The 19,049-nt window shown below is 41.6% G+C and carries 16 protein-coding genes; 5 read left to right on the top strand and 11 right to left on the bottom strand.

Going from position 1 to position 19,049, the window contains the following annotated elements:
- The first annotated feature begins 29 nt into the window (after positions 1-29).
- Both VR862_RS05280 and VR862_RS05285 read left to right on the top strand, forming a co-directional pair.
- Positions 30-2,423, top strand: a complete 2,394-nt coding sequence (locus VR862_RS05280; protein ID WP_324719922.1) for a PAS domain S-box protein — start codon at positions 30-32, stop codon at positions 2,421-2,423.
- A 36-nt stretch (positions 2,424-2,459) separates the two neighbouring features.
- A complete protein-coding gene (locus tag VR862_RS05285) occupies positions 2,460-2,813 on the top strand; it encodes a response regulator transcription factor (RefSeq protein WP_324719923.1) in 354 nt (117 codons plus the stop codon).
- Between the two features lie 33 nt (positions 2,814-2,846).
- Here VR862_RS05285 and VR862_RS05290 read toward each other — a convergent pair whose 3' ends face one another.
- The 3 genes from VR862_RS05290 to VR862_RS05300 form a co-directional block, all read right to left on the bottom strand.
- Complete coding sequence (locus tag VR862_RS05290) at positions 2,847-3,287, bottom strand: hypothetical protein (protein WP_324719924.1); 441 nt, start codon at positions 3,285-3,287, stop codon at positions 2,847-2,849.
- 202 nt (positions 3,288-3,489) lie between these two features.
- Positions 3,490-3,669: a hypothetical protein gene (locus VR862_RS05295; RefSeq protein WP_324719925.1), complete on the bottom strand. Its 180-nt coding sequence runs from the start codon at positions 3,667-3,669 to the stop codon at positions 3,490-3,492.
- A gap of 88 nt (positions 3,670-3,757) precedes the next feature.
- On the bottom strand, positions 3,758-4,489 hold the full coding sequence (locus VR862_RS05300; RefSeq protein ID WP_324719926.1) for an SDR family oxidoreductase: 732 nt from the start codon (positions 4,487-4,489) through the stop codon (positions 3,758-3,760).
- A gap of 362 nt (positions 4,490-4,851) precedes the next feature.
- On the opposite strand from VR862_RS05300, the gene VR862_RS05305 reads away from it, so the two are divergent.
- Positions 4,852-5,346, top strand: coding sequence for a DUF4440 domain-containing protein (locus tag VR862_RS05305; RefSeq protein ID WP_324719927.1), 495 nt, complete (start codon positions 4,852-4,854; stop codon positions 5,344-5,346).
- A 283-nt stretch (positions 5,347-5,629) separates the two neighbouring features.
- Here the strand turns inward: VR862_RS05305 and VR862_RS05310 are convergent, their stop codons facing one another.
- Entirely contained in the window at positions 5,630-5,926 is a 297-nt protein-coding gene (locus tag VR862_RS05310; RefSeq protein WP_324719928.1) for a GIY-YIG nuclease family protein, read from the bottom strand.
- 1,231 nt (positions 5,927-7,157) lie between these two features.
- Between VR862_RS05310 and VR862_RS05315 the strand changes: the two genes are divergently transcribed.
- Complete coding sequence (locus VR862_RS05315) at positions 7,158-8,003, top strand: DUF5602 domain-containing protein (RefSeq protein ID WP_324719929.1); 846 nt, start codon at positions 7,158-7,160, stop codon at positions 8,001-8,003.
- Positions 8,004-8,135: 132 nt separating this feature from the next.
- Here the strand turns inward: VR862_RS05315 and VR862_RS05320 are convergent, their stop codons facing one another.
- From VR862_RS05320 to VR862_RS05345, 6 genes are all read right to left on the bottom strand, one after another.
- The gene (locus VR862_RS05320; protein ID WP_324719930.1) at positions 8,136-9,575 is read right to left on the bottom strand and encodes a serine hydrolase domain-containing protein; all 1,440 of its coding nucleotides are present in this window, start codon (positions 9,573-9,575) and stop codon (positions 8,136-8,138) included.
- Between the two features lie 270 nt (positions 9,576-9,845).
- On the bottom strand, positions 9,846-11,165 hold the full coding sequence (locus VR862_RS05325; protein WP_324719931.1) for a S41 family peptidase: 1,320 nt from the start codon (positions 11,163-11,165) through the stop codon (positions 9,846-9,848).
- A gap of 255 nt (positions 11,166-11,420) precedes the next feature.
- On the bottom strand, positions 11,421-12,041 hold the full coding sequence (locus tag VR862_RS05330; protein WP_324719932.1) for a dioxygenase family protein: 621 nt from the start codon (positions 12,039-12,041) through the stop codon (positions 11,421-11,423).
- Positions 12,042-12,305: 264 nt separating this feature from the next.
- On the bottom strand, positions 12,306-13,286 hold the full coding sequence (locus tag VR862_RS05335) for an HNH endonuclease (RefSeq protein ID WP_324719933.1): 981 nt from the start codon (positions 13,284-13,286) through the stop codon (positions 12,306-12,308).
- Positions 13,287-13,288: 2 nt separating this feature from the next.
- Positions 13,289-16,435 (bottom strand): DEAD/DEAH box helicase, encoded by a 3,147-nt coding sequence (locus VR862_RS05340; protein ID WP_324719934.1) that lies wholly within the window; start codon positions 16,433-16,435, stop codon positions 13,289-13,291.
- Positions 16,432-16,980, bottom strand: a complete 549-nt coding sequence (locus tag VR862_RS05345) for a (deoxy)nucleoside triphosphate pyrophosphohydrolase (RefSeq protein ID WP_324719935.1) — start codon at positions 16,978-16,980, stop codon at positions 16,432-16,434. Before VR862_RS05345 ends, VR862_RS05340 begins: the two co-directional genes overlap by 4 nt.
- A gap of 32 nt (positions 16,981-17,012) precedes the next feature.
- On the opposite strand from VR862_RS05345, the gene VR862_RS05350 reads away from it, so the two are divergent.
- The gene (locus VR862_RS05350) at positions 17,013-17,546 is read left to right on the top strand and encodes a CIA30 family protein (RefSeq protein WP_324719936.1); all 534 of its coding nucleotides are present in this window, start codon (positions 17,013-17,015) and stop codon (positions 17,544-17,546) included.
- 212 nt (positions 17,547-17,758) lie between these two features.
- On the opposite strand, the gene VR862_RS05355 is transcribed toward VR862_RS05350, so the two are convergent.
- Positions 17,759-18,871, bottom strand: coding sequence for a redoxin domain-containing protein (locus VR862_RS05355; protein WP_324719937.1), 1,113 nt, complete (start codon positions 18,869-18,871; stop codon positions 17,759-17,761).
- Positions 18,872-19,049 lie beyond the last annotated feature (178 nt).

The raw sequence follows: 19,049 nt of genomic DNA on the forward strand, positions 1-19,049 counted from the left end.
CTTTACCGGTACCCTACAATCAGAATTAAATGCAAAGCAAAGATAAATTCGGAGCAGATTCTTTTGAAGGATTTGACCTGGGACCAAAGCAATTGCTGGAAAACTCCCCGGTGGCCAGTTATACTTGTGATGCAGAAGGAAAACTAACCTGGTTCAATGAAGCCGCGGTACAATTGTGGGGCAGGAAACCTGTTCTCTATAAGGAGTTTTGGTGCGGTTCATGGAAGATCTTCTACCCCGATGGTTCTCTTATGGTGCAGGAAGATTACCCCGTAGCCCGGGTTCTCAAGACAGGAAAAGAAGAAGGGAAATCCGAAATAAGAATTCAGCGGCCAGACGGGCTTTATAAGTTCCTCCTGGTATTTCCCAAACCTATATTTGATAAGGAAGGGAAACTTTCCGGAGCATTTAACACCCTGATAGATATTACAGATCTTAAGGCAGATCATGTCAAGAAGGAGACTTTGTCGGCCATTGTTGAATCTTCAGATAATGCTATAATCAGTAAAGATCTTTCCGGTAGGATCACCAGCTGGAATCCCGGAGCAGAACGAATTTTTGGATATTCCGAAGCCGAAGCTCTTGGGCAGCCTATCACCATGCTCATACCAACATATCTCCTGGAGCAGGAAAAGGAGATCATTGCCAATATCAAGAATGGCGTGCGGATGGATATCATTGAGACGCGTCGGCTAACGAGGGAGGGAAAAGAAATACCGGTTTCCCTGGCAGTTTCTCCTGTTAAAGATATCTTCGGAAGGATAGTTGGTGCCTCAAAGGTAGCGCAGGATATTTCAGAAAAACTCTTAGGAGAGGAGAAGCAGGCGATACTTTCGGCAATCGTGGAATCATCAGATGATGCCATTGTAAGCAAAAATCTAAAGGGCATCATAATGAGCTGGAACAGGGGAGCCGAGGAGATCTTTGGCTATTCTGAAGCCGAAGTGCTGGGAAAATCCATAACCCTTTTAATTCCTGAAGAACGTCTTCATGAAGAGGAAGTGATCCTGGAAAAGATCAGTAACGGGATAAAAATTCAGCATTTTGAGACCATCCGAAAACACAAAACGGGCAGGGAAATTCCCGTCTCCATTACGATTTCTCCTGTGAAGGACAGCCGCGGAAAAATTATTGGCGCCTCAAAAGTGGCCCGGGACATCACACAACAAAAGGAGTCACAGGCGGCGATGCAAAAGTATATTCAGAATCTGGAAACCCTGAATTCTGTAGGTAAAAGTATTTCAGAAAATCTCGATGTGCAGGAGATCTTACAGCGGGTGACAGATGCAACCACCAATCTTACCGGTGCAGCTTTTGGTGCTTTCTTTTACAATAATACAGGGCTGGTTGGGGATACTTTTCGACTGTTCACACTTTCGGGTGCACCAAGGAAAGCATTTGAAGGAATGCCTATGCCAAGGCATACAGATCTTTTTCACCCTACATTCATTGACAAAAAAGTGGTGCGCATCGATGATGTGACTAAACATGTCGATTTTGGGAAAAATTCTCCCTTTATGGGCATGCCAAAAGGGCATTTTTCGGTGGTCAGTTATCTGGCTGTTCCGGTGGTTTCAAAATCGGGTGGTGTTATTGGGGGATTACTATATGGACATCCCGAGGCAGGGGTTTTTACCGAAGAACATGAATTACTGGTTGTGAATATCGCGGCACAGGCAGCTGTATCTCTCGATAATTCAAGACTTTTTGAGCAGGTAAAATCTTTAAGTGATAAAAAGGATGAGTTCATTGCACTTGCCAGCCACGAATTAAAAACGCCACTCACCACCATAAAAGGTTATCTGCAGGTCTTGACCAAGAAGGAAAGCGATAAGATGTCTCAGCTGTTCCTGGGAAAATCTCTTTATCAGGTTGAAAAGTTGAATACCCTGGTAGAAGACCTTCTGAATATGTCCCGCATAGAATCTGGCCAGCTTGACTTTAGTCTTGAAGTTTTTGATCTCAGGGAAATGCTGGGGGAGATCGTGGAAACATTTTCCTATTTAGCCGGGTCTCACAAGGTAGTTGCAAAACTCGGCCGGCAAAAAGCAGTTGTAAAAGCAGACAGGCAGCGGATTGAACAGGCCATTCTCAATCTTATGACCAATGCGATCAAGTACTCCCCAAATGCCGATGAGATCTACCTAAGCCTTGAGGTTGCAGAGGAGAATACGGTGCTCAGAGTAAGGGACTATGGTATTGGCTTGACAGCACAGCAGCGGCAACAGCTTTTTACCAGGTTCTACAGGGCAGAGAGCACCAAAGGCATAAGTGGTCTGGGACTGGGATTATATCTCACGAAGCAGATCATTGACCGGCATAACGGGAGAATAGAAGTGCACAGTGAATTTGGGAAAGGATCTGAATTTGCTTTATCCCTGCCGCTGGAAAAGAAGAAATTGAAAAAAACAAAAATGATGTAAGGAAGCAGGCAGTGCTCTCCTTTTAAAAATATGTAAATGAAAGAGATATTTGTTGTTGAAGATGATGATGGGATTAGAGAATTGGTTGAATTCTTATTGACGACACACCAATATTCTGTAAAGGCTTTTCCTAATGCCCGGGCGTTTCATAAAGTGGTGCCACAGGAAATACCAGATCTTTTCCTGCTGGATATCATGCTGCCCGATGGCAATGGCCTTGATCTGTGTAAGGAGCTAAAGGAAGGGGAAGAAACCAGTGATATACCGGTGGTGCTTATGTCTGCTCATGCCGATATAAGCGGAACCGGGGGAGCAGATGACTTCATTGCCAAACCATTTGATGTGGATGAGCTGCTTAAAAGGATCGAGCAGCAATTCAATGAAAAGTGAAAACAATATAAGAGGAATAAAAAATAACAGGTCTTAAAAAGCCTTTTTTAAGGAGGTCTTGTTGGTGGCTCCTGCCGGAGCTGCTTCCCTGTACCACACGTAATTCCCTTCCCGGGTGATGATGCTGTCAAGCCATTTTATCTTCTCAAGCTCGGGAATAGGTTGATCGAGGAGCGGATTCTCTTTACCGTCAAGCCCCATGGGAAGCTGTTCTGTCACGAAGACATAATCCCGCCCTTCTTCCAGGCCAAGGGGTATGAAGTGGTGGTCTACCAGACTATAGAGGCCATAGGGCGGCTCCATCATTTCGGCCATGAGATAAATCTTTCCGTTGGTCACCCCGTAGAGATCAGCTTGTTTTACGAAATCTGCAAGCGGGCCAAAATACTTATTTATGCTGCTTACCCTAATGATGAGGGTGGAGAAACTAATTTTTAACCTTTCCCGGTCCAGGTAATCCAATATTTCTGTCATGGTTAAGAGGGATGAGGGATTTACAAATTTTTTCCGGGCCTTCGCGATATCTGCTCATTTACAGGTTTTTATCTTTTGAATCAGGTAATGAACAGGATGGCATGGATCAAAAAAAGCTGCAGGGAAAAATTTAGATTCTGATAATGAATATCACAAATAAAATTTTCCCGCAGCTTCAACTATCAACAGTCGTCAATATTTATTAAGACAGCTTAGCTTTAATAGTGTCCTTGTTGTCTCTCACTAGAGTGTAGGCGTAGTATCCGGCTCCGGCTATAGCTCCCCATTTTAGAAGGCTACCTGTCCATTGGAGTCCTTTTTTAGCAGCCCATAATTTTACTACTTTTTCACCTGCATCTTTTGCATTTTTCTTCAAGTCCATTTTGTTGGTTTTTAGATTTAGTTCTAATATCGGGAAGGAAGGCCTTTTCTTGCGTTAAAGCCTTTCCAAATAACACTTTTTTAACCCTTTAAGCTTTCCCGGTAGGCTTGATAAGGAGTTCGTTAACATTGACCGAGTCGGGCTGGGTTACGGCATAAAGAACTGCATTGGCAATGTCCTTTGGTTCCAGCTTGGGTTCATCTTGAGAATAGTCCTTTTCCTCCAGCAGTTCCTTATCTGTAATGTCATCTCTCAGGTTTGTGGCTACAGTACCCGGTTCAATGGAAGTGACCCTAATGTTGAATTCGGGGGAGAGCTCCATACGCATAGCACGGGAAAGAGCAATGACCGCTGCTTTTGATGCCCCGTAAACAGCACCTCCCTTAAAAACTTCTATCCCGTCAACAGAAGCTATATTGACAATGTGCCCGTCTTTCTGGTTTTTCATGGCGGGTAGTACAGAGTTGATACACCGCAGGGTGCCTTTAACATTGACCTCAATGGTTTCCAGCCACTCCTCGAGATGTTGATTTTTGAGGTAGGTGAGTGGCATTACTCCGGCGCAATTCACCAAAATGTGCACCTTTCCATATTCATCCCAGATGTCTTTGAAGGCTCCCTGCACACTTTCAGAATCCTTTACATCCATGCGCACCACCAGGCTTTTGTTGCTCAATTCTTCCTGCAGGTCACGCAACTTATCTACACTGCGGCTGGCCAGTACCACCTTACAACCCGCTGCGGAGAGTGCACGTGCAATTGCCTTACCAATTCCGCTGCTGGCTCCGGTCACAACAGCCACCTTATCCTGTAATTCCATATTATCTAGTTTCTCTTTAAGATAGGACTTGTCGCTGAGGATGAGGTGCTGGATAACACTTATTTAACGTCCAGGAGCTTATTAATTGGATGCTTACGTTCAAAAAATTATGTTTTTCGGTTGTGTGCCCATGCTTAGCAGGCTAAAGCCTTTCCATCTAATCCTTCTCCTCTTTGCCTTTTTTGGAACCGCCTATTTTATCGCCGGTCTTTCCAATGCTGAAGCAGATGAAGTAATTAAAATTCCACTTCATATTTGATTTCAACCAATAGATTTAGCATTTCGTCTAAAAAATGTAAGTTTTTCCCACAATAGGCTGTTTATTAGTAAATTAGAGGGTGTAACCAACAAAAAACAACCAAATGAAAATTTTAAAATTAACACCTGTTTTGGCCTTGCTGTTCGTACTTGGCGCCTGTAATGACCGGGAAAGAGAGGCCGCAGAAGTTGAAGAAGTAGTTGTAGAAGACAGCTGGGATGCAGATGAGGCTATGAACACCTGGCGTGACGATTGGAATGCCAACGATTCTACCAGCCTTAGAGCAGCAACTGCTAATGACGCGGTGCTGTTCATCGAAGGAAAAGCTCACCGCAATGACAGTGTATCGGCCTGGATCAACAACAGCGCCTCGTGGATGAACAGACTTGAGACTACACCCGTTGTTAAGAACAAAGGGGAGAACTTTGCTTACGAAGCAGGAACTTACACCCACTCCACCAGAGAGAATGATACACTGCAAATGCAGGGAACCTATACGGTGATATGGGAACGAATGGGGGAAGACTGGAAGATCAAATTAATGGATATCTCTCCTGAAGTGGATCTACCTCCTATGGCCATGCAAGAGCAGGAATAATATAGCCAACCGCCAAAATTGAAAAGCCTCACTTTTTCATTCAGGTGGGGCTTTTCTTTTTACAATTATATAAGTTCTTTCCGTCTTTGCGAAGGAGCTTTTTTGCGACTGAAGCAATCTCCCTGTTCTGGAAATCTGCTATGGGTTATTAGCTGGAACTTAGACTCTGCTCCCAATGGTGAGATTGCCGCGGTTGCCTCAGAAAAGAGGCTCCCTACCAAAGACGGTGCGACTTAAGGTGAGATTGCCGCAATTCCTAAAGGCGCTAGTCTGAAGGAGGATTTCAAAAGACAAATAACCAGCCATCAGAAAGATCCTTCCATTCCGGATTTTGTTCTGTGATCAACTTTTCCTTCTTTGCACGACTTCCTGCTTTTATCTTCTTCTCAAAATCTATAGCTTCTGAAATGTTTGTGAACTCCTGGAAATATACCAGTACATCGCAACTATATTTTGAAGTAAATCCTTTGTAAGCTTTTGTCTTGTGTTGATAAACTCTTTTGAGCAGATTTGATGTGACTCCAGTGTAAATTACTGTGTGATTACTGTTGGTCATCATATAAGTGTAGGAGAAATGCATTCTTTAAGATAAACAATTTGTTCTTTTCTTTCCGTCTTTGCGAAGGAGCTTTTTTGCGACTGAAGCAATCTCCTGTTCTGGAATTCTGCTAATGGTTATTAGCTGAAACTTGGACTCTACTCCCAATGGTGAGATCGCCGCGGTCGCCCAGAAAATGGGCACCCTCGCAAAGACGATTCAAAGAATGACCTGCCGAGGAATTTCCCTCCCTTTTTAAATAATTCACAGTTCTTTCCGTCTTTGCGAAGGAGCTTTTTTGCGACTGAAGCAATCTCCCTGTTCTGGAAATCTGCTATGGGTTATTAGTTGAAACTTAGACTCTGCTCCCATTGGTGAGATTGCCGCGGTCGCCCAGAAAATGGGCTCCCTCGCAAAGACGATTCAAAGAATGACCTGCCGAGGAATTTCCCTCCCTTTTTAAATAATTTACAGTTCTTTCCGTCTTTGCGAAGGAGCTTTTTTGCGACTGAAGCAATCTCTCTCTTCTGAACTTCTGCCATTGGTTATTAGCTGGAACTTAGACCCTGCTCCCAACGGTGAGATTGCCGCGGTCGCCTCAGAAAAGCGGCACCCTCGCAAAGACGATTCAAAGATTGACCTGCCGAGGAATTTCCCTCCCTTTTAAAATAATTTACAGTTCTTTCCGTCTTTGCGAAGGAGCTTTTTTGCGACTGAAGCAATCTCTCTCTTCTGAACTTCTGCCATTGGTTATTAGCTGGAACTTAGACCCTGCTCCGAATGGTGAGATTGCCGCGGTCGCTCAGAAAATGGGCTCCCTCGCAAAGACGATTCAAAGAATGACCTGCTGAGGAATTTCCCTCCCTTTTTAAATAATTCACAGTTCTTTCCGTCTTTGCGAAGGAGCCGGTAGGCGACTGAAGCAATCTCCCTCTTCTGGAATTCTGCTATTGGTTATTAGTTGAAACCTAGACTCTACTCCCTATGGTGAGATTGCCGCGGTCGGGTTGTCCCCTCCCTCGCAAAGACGGTGCGACTTAAGGTGAGATTGACGGTTTGGTGATAAGCAAGTTAAGGATTTATCCCTGGGAGAATTTTTACTTTTAGAAAATATTATTCGGCCTTTTCGCTAAAGGAGAAAAGGGTTCCAATAAAGTAGCAGGTCTTCCGGAAATAAAGGAGCATTTAAAAAGGTTTTATGAGTTTAACATTCTAATAACCAGTGATATACATTTTTGAAGTATTTTTGCGTAATTAACTTAAAATCAGCGTCATGGAGAAGAAAATCTTTCTTGTGTCGCCCCGATCAATTTCCTACCTACTCCCCCTTTTATTTTTTGTGCTTCTTACCGGCTGTGAAAAAGAAGCTGTGCCGGAGACTTTTGATTCCTCTGTGGATCTTCAATTAAGAGCCGACAATCCGGCGGGATCTAAAATGAACACTTTCTACGGTCCGGCTGAACCTTTTAACGGCGGAGTAGTGCGTGCCGTGGTTACGATGACCCGGGATGGAGTTCCCGTAGATATTGGAGTGCGTATTTCAGAAAAGGTTTTGGAAGATCTTCCCGAACATCACGAAATTGTTACTCTTGATCTGCCAAACAAGATGAAAGGTCTTGCTTTTGATCATGTAGATCTCGACTGGAATCCACATGGGCATGAACCATTTTTTTATGAACTCCCTCATTCTGATGTTCACTTTTACATGATCCCGGAAGAAGAAAAGTGGAAAATTACAGAAATAGAAAAGGCTGCTTTGTTCCCGGATCCGGAATATCTGCCTGAAAGTTACTTTACGGCAGATCCTGTTGAAATGGTGCCAAATATGGGTGTGCATTGGCTGGATTTTAACGCTCCGGAGCTTCCTTTCAATGAAGGCGAATTCACTCACACGATGATTTATGGCACTTATGATAATAGAGTGATCTTCATGGAGCCAATGATCACCCTCGATTACCTGCTAGGCGCCGACGGGACAGAGTTTGACATCCCCCAACCCCAGAAATTCGAGAGAAGCGGTTATTATCCCACTACTTATAAAATGTATTATAACGCCAAAAGCAAGGAATACGTGATAACCATGGGAGACATGGAGTGGTATAATGGAAGTGAGGAGTAAATGGAAAGGCGTTTGGCCTTAGACGGTAGACGGCAGTTCAGAGCCTTTAGCTTTTGGCCTTTAGCTTTTAGCTTTTAACTTTTAGCTCTTGGCCTTTAGCTTTTGACTCTAAACTCCAGAACTAGGCAGGTATTATTCCATTCTTACAAATTCTATCTGTCCGTTGAGTAGGAAGGAGGAAGCCTCATCATAATCTTCTTTTTTGAAAAGGAAGCGGCGCTCTGTTCCTGGTTCTACAAACTCCAGAGAGTCTGTAGGAATTAAACTGTATCCGGTATTGTCTTCAAGTTTTTTGAGGTACAACCTTCCATTCTTAATGCTTATTTCGGCTTCAGGTTTTTGCAGTTCTTTTCTCCCGTAGGTACCTGTGAGGGGTTGCAATTCTTCCGAAGAAAGGCTGGCAGCTTCAATTTCCTGTAGCTCTACAACGTTCCAGTCGTAATATTCAGAAATTCCGGTAATGATCTCACTCATTAGAGGTCTTGCATTATCACCATTGGTCATTACAACGAGGCCGAAATCATTTTTTGCCGAAGCGATGAACATATTGGTAAACCCGGCATTCTTCCCGCCGTGCTGAAACAAAAGAGAATCTCCTTCTTTTCGAAGCTGAGGTCCCAGGCCCCAGTCGGATTCATGTTTGGTGAGCATCTTTTCGACCGTGGCTTTAGAGAGGATCCCATTTTCCCCTTTTAGAATACGCTGTATCTCCAGCTCATACCGGGCAAGATCCTGTGGAGTAGTCCATAATCCTGCCGCTGCTTTTTCGGGATAATTGTTCCAGTCGCCGTCGATCAGGTTTCCCTCACGATCATAGGCTGCGCTGGCCATTGCGTGTTTATTCTCCGGCAGGGGCTGTTCAAAGCTGCTCTCCTTCATTCCCATAGGATCCAGGATATGTTCTTGCATATAAACCTCAAAGCTCATCCCGCTGACATCTTCTACCAGTTTTTGCAGAACAGTATAACCCCCGCCGGAATAACGCCACCTGCTACCGGGGATGGTGTCGTTCACCACGGGATCTGTATTTCCTTCCCCTCTCAGAATTCCGGTTGTGGAAGGAATGGTTTGTTTACTGGGATAGCCGGGAAAGCCCGAAACATTCAATCCCGCAGTGTGGGTTAGTAAACGGCGTGGTGTTACCTTTTCGATTTCGGTGAACTTACTCTGCGGAATTCTGTAATCCTTCAGGTATTGGTTGACATCCTTGTCCAGGTCAATTTTTCCTTCTTCAGCAAGCTTGAGCACAGCCAAAGCAGCAAGAGGCTTGCTAATGGAGGCGGCCTGAAAAAGAGTGTTGGTAGTGACCTCTTTTCCGGTTCGGGTGTTGGCGAGCCCGTAGCCTTTGGTCCAATGTAGGCGCCCATCCCTTACAACGGCTATGCTTACCCCCGGAACCTTGTAATGTGCCATTCTCTCCTGCAGGTTAAAGAACTGAGGATCATTCTTTACCTGAATTGAATAGCTAAGAGAGTTTTCAATGGCTGAAATTTCGGTTTCAGAAGCTTTCCTTGTTCCACAGGAGTGAAACAACAGGCTAATAAAGGTGATAAAGAATATCAGTTTTTTCATGAAAATGGATGATTTTATGAATGGAAAATACTAAAAATTTAACGCCTTCAATTCTTTGCAGTGAATCATCAAATTCCTGCGGTCTATTCATAGCTGCAGATGAAAAAATGAAAAGCCCCGGAAAAGAGCTTTTCTGCTTGATTGATTGATGTTGAGCTACGTATTATCGGTTTTGAGTAAGGATATCATGACATTTTCCAAAAAAATCAATGTTCTTATATTATGACATGGAAACTATGACATGGAATTGTTTTCTGAAGAGGCCGTTATTCAACTTCTGCGGTAAATTCTGTAGTTGGCTGGTATATATTCCTCCTTCAGCTCACTCCGGTCTTCTGAAAATTTGAGGCGCACTCTGGGCTGGTCATTAATATAAAATTCAGTTTTACTTATTGGGATTAGTTTCAGCTTAGCTCCCCGTTTGTGGTAGATCAATTGGTCATCCTTTTTTTCGATTTTGACCGGGCCATAAGAACCGCAGAGGGAAGTGAGTTCCTCCTCACTTAGTTCCACAGGAGCTTGCGCCGCATCAAAATAATTGATGTGCCAGTCATAGTACTCCTGGAGTTCCACATTTTCAGTCTTGTTCTTTAGTTGCTGTAATGCGTGGGAGTGAGCCACCTGCAGCGCATCTTCTTCAGGTACTTCTATATGTGGTTCTACTCCCGTGCCTTCCCAGTTTTCACCGGTGACAGGACTATAGGCCCTTCCACTGGGAATAAAGATTGTAAAGCGGTCATCAATGGTGTGGGTCCTTCCAGGGTTGGCTGCACCTCCGGTGGTTTCACCAATTAGAGTACCACGTTCCAGATTTTTGATGTCAAAAGAGAACTCTTCGGCTGCCGAGAAACTTCTTTGGCTGGTTAGAACATAGACATCGACGCCGGGATTTCTTTTGCCCGGCACATAAGGTAAGGTCCAGGTTTGGGTGTGCTCATCGGTAGGCCTGAAATAAAAATTGTTGATGTGTACAGGTTCAGATTCGTAGAGGTATGAAAGAATAAGCTGGATCATCGCCGGACTTCCGCCGCGATTATTCCGAAGGTCAAAAATTATAGCATCTGTATTGGCCAAATAATTCATTGCGGCCACAGCAGTTTCTGCACCTACTTCGGGAGTTACAAACAGCCTAAGATCTATATACCCCACATTTCCTTCCAGGATACTAACTTCCTTGAATCCAAAATTCTCCTTTTTAAGCATTTCTATAGTTCCCATTCCCTTATCTACCTGGGCAGGTTTTTCTTTCTCACGGGCAATGGCCTTAGGATCGTAACTTACGTTCAGATGAAGGTCGTGTGAAATGCTTCTGAGATCTTCTGTGAGTACCTGTGCAAATTCGTTTGGGTCGATTATTTCATCATATTCCCCTTGCCTTTCCTGTTCCTTTAGATAATCTGTCGCTCTGCCTGCAACATCGGGGAAGACATAAATGGAATCAATAAGTTCTGCAATTCCTTCTACCACTTCCTTTCTGTCATTTGCGCTCATGCCATGCTGTGCAAATGCAGGAGTGCTTAAAATGACAAAAAACAACAGAATTCCTAAAGCTTTTACTTGCTTCTGAAACTGGCTAAATAGAGTTTTCATTGTTACTGATTTTGATGCAACTTCATCTTGTACAGCGCAAGCTAGGAGAGGAAAATGATATGGGAAAGCAGTTTGGAATGAAAGCGGAAATATGGAGGTTGAATCATGAAATTTAAACAATGAAATAACAGGCTTTTCTTCTTAAAAGTCAAGAAAGCCCCCTCAAGGGGAAGAAATAAAATGGGTAGGATTTATTCATCCTTAGACCTTAAACCTTAAACGTTAATCATTAGTCCTTAGGCCTTAAACCTTGTGTCAGTATCCCGGGACGTTCTTTCCTAAAATAAAATCCCTGTTGATCACGTACATTCCTTTCTGTTCCCGGAGTTCCACTACGCCCGAAGTTCCGCCGCGGGGATTGGAGGAGACATGGTCATTGCTTAGCAACTCATCACCTTCGAAAAAGTAGGTTTCCAGCCAGTAATATTTTCCGTTGGGCTCCAGGATGTAGGGATGAATATGCGCCGGAGTATTCCTGCTGGGGTACTCAGCCGGCACCTGAGTGTAAAAAGTGAACTTCCCGTCTTTGCCTGTCTTCGCCCAGCCTCTCAAATAGCCATGCCTTTTGGCCCAGTCTTCCTCATCACCCCGGGTAGGGTAGATGCCTTCGGCATTGGTGTGGTTGATGTAGATGATCACCCCTTCGGCCGGAGTTTTCCCATCAGGTTCATAGATGGTTCCGGTGAGCTTTAGCTTGTCGGCGGCCGACTCATATTCCGGCAGCGTATCTACAGCATTAAGTTCCCTGTCACCATATTCCAGTACGGCTTCACAACCTTCACAAGGCCCGCCTACCAACCGCGGACTTGCCTCCTGGGAGTTGGCGCAGGAGCTCAGCAACAAGAACAGTAATAAAATTCCGCAGCTTTTTGTCATTTTTGAAAGGTTTGGAAATGAAGCAGTTAAGTTAATGATTTTTATTTATTGAACGAGATTAGCAGGACGAACAGCGGAATTAATTAGCAGCTCTCCGTTGATGAAAGGTAAAACTGGAAAGAGCAGTTGGAGAAATGAATATACTGGTTTAAAAAGAAGGAGTTGAAACGATATTTAAACCAATTCGCGGCGAGATCTGCGGATTTTTTATGTGAAGTGAAATTTTTATAATAGAAATCCCGTGTTTTTTGCAGGAGGAAAGAACTAGAGAAGAAAAACCTCTTTGTTGTGCCAGCTTAAGGATTCCTGTGAGGGATAATATTTTTCCTTTTCAGGGAGGGTGATTTGTCTTCCGGCAAACTGAGACAGTTTAAAATCTGATTCTTCTTCAACAATAGTTGGGGAAACTCTTACAATGAAATCAGAATTTATGGTAATTAACCCCCGATCAAAAGCTCGATGTAGGGTTGGGGACAAAGCTATACCGTTTGTGACAGTGTCATCTCCAGAAAGGCTAAACGGATAAATATGACAGGCATCGATCATCTGAACATTATGAGATGACTGTATTTTCATTCCCGTTATACAGCAGGTGAAATCATATATTTTAGGAATAGTCTTCTTAAAAAGGCCACCCCGAACAAATAATTCCTCTTCATACTCATCTTCTTCCAAAGTATTTTGCAGGCTCTGGATATAACTTTGGTAAGCCTCTTTGGGCTCATTCAAGATTTGGTTCTCAATAATTTCTTCTTCATAGTTCTTCTCCAGTCGCGAATAAAGGTGTTTGGTTGTAGGAAAGTAGTTCTCCAAGATTAGCTGTTCAAACCACAATTGGTTGGGTATCTCCTGAAGAAGCAGAAATAATTCCCGATCAATTTCAGCATAGGCAATAGATTCTTTTAAGTTTTTAAAGCTTTTGATGCTTTTGGAACTAGTAGTGACAATTTCCTTTCCCGGTTTGGAAACCAAATACCAAAAAGGTTCGGATCGCAAATGAAAAAAGGGAAGTGAAAAGTTTCGCTTGTGATTAGTAAATACTAGTCGATTCCAATTCTGCTTAAAAGCTAGTAAGAGATCTGAAGTAATAAATATTCTGTTCGAATTGATTGCTCCACGAGAAATTAGCTGAATAATAGATATTAATAGAACTGGCTTATGAGGAGCTTTGCCCATCCCTTTGACATAGGCACACCTCAATTTTTTAAATTGGGATGAATATTTAGTAGTTGTTTCTTCTGTCATTTTTAACCAACAGCTAATTTCTGACTTTCTTTCAAAATATAAGAAGGCATGGGTTCTAGAAGTCTCCACTCTACACTCATAGGTTTTGCTCCTTTTGACTTGATATATTCAGTCTCACCCAAAAATGTGTAGGACATTGTAAAACCATATTCATCCACGTTTTGTTCCCTTACAAAAAGTAGTATTTTCTTGCCAATCGCTTTATGTTGAATGTATGATTCTCCCTTTGGAGAATTTGGAGAGATGCTATTCTGTGATTGCCAGTGAAAAAGGGTTTTATTCACAGCATAATCCTCGTACATGGTTGTGGGAGAATATTCCTTTTCGGTCTTTTTTAGCGTAACGAACAAGGCCTCCACATTAAGCTTCTTATTATAAGCGGATCCTTCACGGTTAGAGGATTTTTTACTGAAGGTGCTCATTCCAATTGCAGCTAAAATTTCTTCTCTGTTATATCTACTGTGGAGCTTTAAAGGAAAAGGAAAACCTAATTCAATATCTTTTTCAACAAATTCTATTTTTTCTATTTGATGCTCGACGAATTCTTGCAACTCTTGAATCATAATTCTGTTTTTTCTCAACAAAGTCACACTTTCCTTTACATCTGAAAAATTTAATTTGCTCCCTGCTTCTTGCCAAACATCGTAATGGAACATTAGTAGCATTTTTAGTTCCTCCTGAGTGAGCAAATCGAGATTGATGTTTTCAGTGATTACCTTTTGAATGAATTGCAGATAGCTTAGAGAGTTACATTGAATGAGTTTCTTCTGCATACAGGTCGTCAGTTCTTTTTCCTGAGGCTCCTCGAAATCTGAAATTACTTTTGCATCTGCACACAGTCTTTTCCAACTTCCTTTCTTGTAGATTTGGTGAATCTCAAGATTATGAAACTCTAAGAAATTATTTAAAGTAAGTGGCAGGGTCGAATGGTGCTTGAACTGCTGAATTTTGGCTAATAGCTGTGGTCTCCTAAATTCAGTTGCCTCCCGAATGTTTTTTAGAATAACTTCCTTAGCTTTTTTCTCCAGTACGATAGAACAACCTAAGGGTAAATGAGGAAATTCATCTTCTATTTCTTTTATGATTGAGGTGTGTGTTTTGCCGACTAAGGCTCTGAATTTATGTTCAAAATCATATTCTGGACGAGCATTACCAACAAAGTCCAAAACAGTTAGGCAATCTTTGTTTTCAGCGAGTCTTAGGCCCCGTCCTAATTGTTGAAGGAATACCGTTAAACTTTCTGTAGGTCTGAGAAAAAGAACGGTATCAATATTTGGAATATCTACACCTTCATTAAAAATGTCAACAACAAAGAGATAATTTATTTCTTTTTTCAGGAGCTGATTTCTCAAGGATTCTCTCTCAGAGCTATTACTGCTAACCAGATAATTAGCTTTTAAACCTGCAATAGTGAATTTTTCAGCCATGTATCGCGCATGTTCTTGGCTTACACAAAATCCTATAGCCTGTACGTCATTAACATCTGTCAAATATTCCTCACAATTTTGTATAATATCTGAAACGCGTCTGTCATTTTCTGTATAAAGCTTTGTGAGTTCTTTTACCTCATATTTTCCGTTTCTCCAATTTACCGTTGATAGGTCAATAGCATCAGAAAGAGCGAAATATTGGAAGGGACTTAAAAGTTTACGATTTAAGGCTTCTGGTAATCGGATTTCTGCAGCAATCTTGTTGTGGAAATCTTCTGCTATGTCTCCTCCATCCATTCTTTCTGGGGTTGCTGTTAAACCCAAGAGAATTTTTGGCTCAAAACTCTTGAGAATTGGGCGGTAGCTATCGCCCTTTATATGATGTACCTCATCAACTATTATGTAATCATAAAAATTAGGTCCCAAGGTCATTCTCTTCAAGCGATTGTTCAAAGTCTGAACAGATGCGAAAAGTCGAGTATATCTTTCCGGTTCATTTCCATCAACCCACAGTTCCCCAAAATTAGAATCGCGCAAGACATGTTGGAATGTTATCTGTGCTTGTTGCAGAATTTCTTTTCGATGAGCAACAAATAGAAATTTTGCATTTGGGTTTTCTAAATAAAACCTTTTGAAATCAAATGCTGAGATGACAGTTTTTCCGGTTCCTGTAGCTGCTACTAGGAGATTTTTATTTCTATGATGTACTTCTCTTTCAGATTGTAATTTTGACAGAATTTCCTCTTGATAAGGATATGGTTTTAAATCAAAATAGGTGGTAATTTGATTCGATCCGTAGGAACTCTGCCTTTTTAGAGCCTTACTAAGCTTTTCCCTATCTCGTCCTTTTTGGTATGGTTCAAACTCAGGATCTTCCCAGTAGGTTTCAAAAGTCTTTTGAAACTTATCGATGATATGTCCAATTTCCTGAGTTGTTACTTTCAAATTCCATTCTAAACCATTGGTTAAAGCAGATCGGGAGAGATTTGAAGAGCCAATGTACCCAGTATGAAAACCAGAATTTCTTAGAAAGAGGTAAGCCTTGGCGTGCAGTCGTTCATGTTCGGAATTGTAAGAAACCTTTATTTCTGTATTAGGTAAAGAAGATAAATATTCAATGGCTTTTACATCTGTAGCTCCCATATAGGAAGTGGTAATAATTTTTAAGCTTTTACCACTGTTCGTGAATTCCTCTAATTCCTTCTTGAAAATTCTGATTCCGGAGTACTTTATAAAAGACACTAACCAGTAGATTTCATCGGCAGAAAGAATTTCTTTCCTCAATTCACTTTCTAAGGAGATTCCAACATTGTTGCCAGTGAAAAGTTCACTCTGGCTCATTCGAGTATAAGGAGTTATCTCCTTCAGCCTTGCTTCTAAACTTGAAAAGGGAAAATTGAGTTTGGAAAATACAGCTTGTAATATCTTGCCTTCACTTTCAATTAAATTATCGGTAAGTTCTAGATTTCCCAATTCCGAAACCAAGAGTTGGATTATCTTATTCGAGAGTTCGATCTGTTTTAGCGGCCGATCTTTTTCTTTAATTTCATTAAGAGCGTACTTTATTGTTTCTGCTAGATACAGGCTTAGATATTGCGAAGCTTCTTCTTTGTCCAAAGTCGTTTCGCTAATATGGAATTTCTCCGAATCAATGGATTCTAATCTGTTGGCGACCAGTTTGTTTATTAGCTGTTCGTAAAGTCCTGTTTCGAGGTTCATTGGCTACTTTGAATATAATTTTGAACAATAGGGATGTCAGCCTCTGCCCAATCATATTGAAACAAAGCATTAGGGGATGCCCACTCAACCTTTAAATGTTCTTTTAAATCAATTTCAAATGTTTGTAGGGAACAGCGAAATGGAATTAGTTTGATTACTTCATCATTTGGATAGGAGTAGGTACTAAAAGGTAAACGTTCATTAATTTCTATTTCTACACCTAATTCTTCTTTTATTTCTCTTTTTAGACAGGTTTCTAAATCTTCATCTTTTTCAACCTTTCCTCCAGGAAATTCCCACTTAAGTGGAAGGTTCATCTTTTCACTTCTTTGTGCACAGAGAATCTTTTTATCGTGTTCAATTATGGCACATGTTACTAGGATCACCTCTTGAATAGTTACTTCAATAAAAGTAAGAAAATCCTTCTGAAGAAGGGATATAAATATTTCCTGCAGCAATACCTGCAACAAAAGCCATTTTTGGACACCTCTAAAAAATTGTTTAAATCCTAATCTTAACGCAAACAATAGCTTATTCCATGACAAATGCTAGTAATTTTATTAACTTAAAAACAAAAATGTTTCAGAGTCAGTATTTCCTTTTGATAATAGCTTTAGTAATGAACAACATGATCCTTTTCGATTTTAGTGAGAACGACGACTGGTCTGCCTGGGACATAGAGAACGATGTGGTGATGGGAGGAAGATCTAGTAGTCAGCTGCTGCGGAGTGAGGAAGGAAATGCCATTTTTAAAGGGGAAGTTTCCCTGGAGAACAATGGCGGCTTTGCCTCGGTTCAATATCGCTTTCCTTCCAAAGACATTACAGGTTATGAAACTGCGGTGCTTCACTTGAAAGGGGATGGTAAAAAATATCAGTTCCGGCTTAAGGAAGATCTTCGTGACCGGGCTTCCTACATCTATGAATTTGAAACTACAGGTGACTGGCAAACAGTGGAGATTCCGCTAAACAAGATGAAACCAGTCTTCCGTGGCCGGGACGTGGATATGCCCAACTTTTCTGCAAACAGCATCCAGGAAGTCAGGTTCCTTATTGGTAATAAAAAGCGGCAGGAGTTTAGGCTGGAGATCGATAAAATCATTTTACAGTGATCAATTACCAATTAACAATAATGAATTAGCAGTAGTAGCATTCCCAAATAAAACTTCCCAAGGTGTCTTTTTCTGGCAGAGACATATTACAAAAGCTGCTCTTCAGCAATAGGTTTCAAAAATGACATTTTTGAGTTCTATTTCGTTTAAAACTAAAAAAAACCGGTTCCTGATTTGGAAACCGGTTTTTAATTAATCCAGGTTTAATAATTCTACATTTGAGCGCGGTCCAGAGAAGGCATTAGCTCCTCCAGCTTTTTAAGGAGCTTATCTCCTCTCAAATTCCGGGCAATAATGGTTCCTTCTTTATCGATGAGGAAATTATCCGGAGTACCGCTTATCCCATAAATAAGGGCGGCATCATTGTTCTTTCCTTCCGCAGACATCACATTATTCCAGCCCAGGCCAAATTCATCTATAGTTTCAGAAAAGAGGTTTGGATCGCTGTCTATGGAAACACCCACTATCTCATAGCCGCGGTCATTATAGGTTTCATAACTTTCCAACAGCACAGGATTTTCCATCCTGCTGGGATAACAATTGGTGGCCCAGAAATAGACCAGCGTATATTCGTCTTTGATCTCCGAAAGTTTTACAGTATCCCCTTCGGCATTGGTCATCTCAAAATCGGCAAATTGATCCCCTACGCCGGGGTTTTCATTGAGCTTTAAAAACCGCGTGATCATTTTTCCATGGGATGTATTTTGATTTTCGGGAGTTAAGCCTGCGAACAAAACCTCGGTATCATTCTTACCCCAGGTGGTCTTATAGAAATTCAGGATATAGGAACTTACCAGCGAATTTGGGTTCTGTCTTATGAAATCATAATTAGCTTGTACTTCCTTTCTCCTGATGTTTTTGAAATAGGATTTTGCCCATTTTTGTTCTGCTTTTGAAAGCTCACCTTTTGCAACCAGGGCCGATGTTACGCTGTCGCTCTCCTTACGAATGGCAAGGATATCTTTGTTGAGGCGGTCGTAATCCTTTTGAACTTCAGAACCTGTAATGGTAGCCTCTTTAAATTTTCCCTTCTCGGCAGAGAAAATGATGTCGGTATTTTCCAGCCACATTGAAGTGTAGTCCTGGGTGTCCGGAATTACCAGAAACACATTAGTGGGTTCGTCTACCTTTCCGGTAAAGCTGAATTGCTCATTCATGACCATAGCAGAATCGATCCTGATATTGTTGGTAGACATATATACCATACTGCTGTCGGGTACATTTTTTACTGAAGCGGTTAAGGTAAAGCCTTTCTGCTGCTCCTGCTCTGAGTTACAGGAGGTTAAGGCAGCTGCTGAACATAAAAAAAGTAGAATTTTCTTCATAACTGGTGGTTTTAGAAGGGTTTAATTAAGCTAATCTCAATTTTTTGGGAAAAAACTGGATGAAAATTTAATTTTCTGCATCATAAACCAGGCCAATCATGCATTAAACAATAATTAATAAAAAAACTAAAAAATTTCAGGCTGTAGAGTCGATTTGAAAATGTGGTTATTTCGGGAC

This window comes from Salinimicrobium aquimaris (genome assembly GCF_035607535.1).
In the GTDB taxonomy this organism is placed as follows: Bacteria; Bacteroidota; Bacteroidia; order Flavobacteriales; family Flavobacteriaceae; genus Salinimicrobium.

Bases quoted from the DNA above. Each gene is read 5' to 3' on its own strand.
- VR862_RS05280 (WP_324719922.1), top strand. From the start codon at position 30: ATGCAAAGCAAAGATAAATTCGGAGCAGATTCTTTTGAAGGATTTGAC.
- VR862_RS05285 (WP_324719923.1), top strand. From the start codon at position 2,460: ATGAAAGAGATATTTGTTGTTGAAGATGATGATGGGATTAGAGAATTG.
- VR862_RS05290 (WP_324719924.1), bottom strand. From the start codon at position 3,287: ATGACAGAAATATTGGATTACCTGGACCGGGAAAGGTTAAAAATTAGT.
- VR862_RS05295 (WP_324719925.1), bottom strand. From the start codon at position 3,669: ATGGACTTGAAGAAAAATGCAAAAGATGCAGGTGAAAAAGTAGTAAAA.
- VR862_RS05300 (WP_324719926.1), bottom strand. From the start codon at position 4,489: ATGGAATTACAGGATAAGGTGGCTGTTGTGACCGGAGCCAGCAGCGGA.
- VR862_RS05305 (WP_324719927.1), top strand. From the start codon at position 4,852: ATGAAAATTTTAAAATTAACACCTGTTTTGGCCTTGCTGTTCGTACTT.
- VR862_RS05310 (WP_324719928.1), bottom strand. From the start codon at position 5,926: ATGCATTTCTCCTACACTTATATGATGACCAACAGTAATCACACAGTA.
- VR862_RS05315 (WP_324719929.1), top strand. From the start codon at position 7,158: ATGGAGAAGAAAATCTTTCTTGTGTCGCCCCGATCAATTTCCTACCTA.
- VR862_RS05320 (WP_324719930.1), bottom strand. From the start codon at position 9,575: ATGAAAAAACTGATATTCTTTATCACCTTTATTAGCCTGTTGTTTCAC.
- VR862_RS05325 (WP_324719931.1), bottom strand. From the start codon at position 11,165: ATGAAAACTCTATTTAGCCAGTTTCAGAAGCAAGTAAAAGCTTTAGGA.
- VR862_RS05330 (WP_324719932.1), bottom strand. From the start codon at position 12,041: ATGACAAAAAGCTGCGGAATTTTATTACTGTTCTTGTTGCTGAGCTCC.
- VR862_RS05335 (WP_324719933.1), bottom strand. From the start codon at position 13,286: ATGACAGAAGAAACAACTACTAAATATTCATCCCAATTTAAAAAATTG.
- VR862_RS05340 (WP_324719934.1), bottom strand. From the start codon at position 16,435: ATGAACCTCGAAACAGGACTTTACGAACAGCTAATAAACAAACTGGTC.
- VR862_RS05350 (WP_324719936.1), top strand. From the start codon at position 17,013: ATGTTTCAGAGTCAGTATTTCCTTTTGATAATAGCTTTAGTAATGAAC.
- VR862_RS05355 (WP_324719937.1), bottom strand. From the start codon at position 18,871: ATGAAGAAAATTCTACTTTTTTTATGTTCAGCAGCTGCCTTAACCTCC.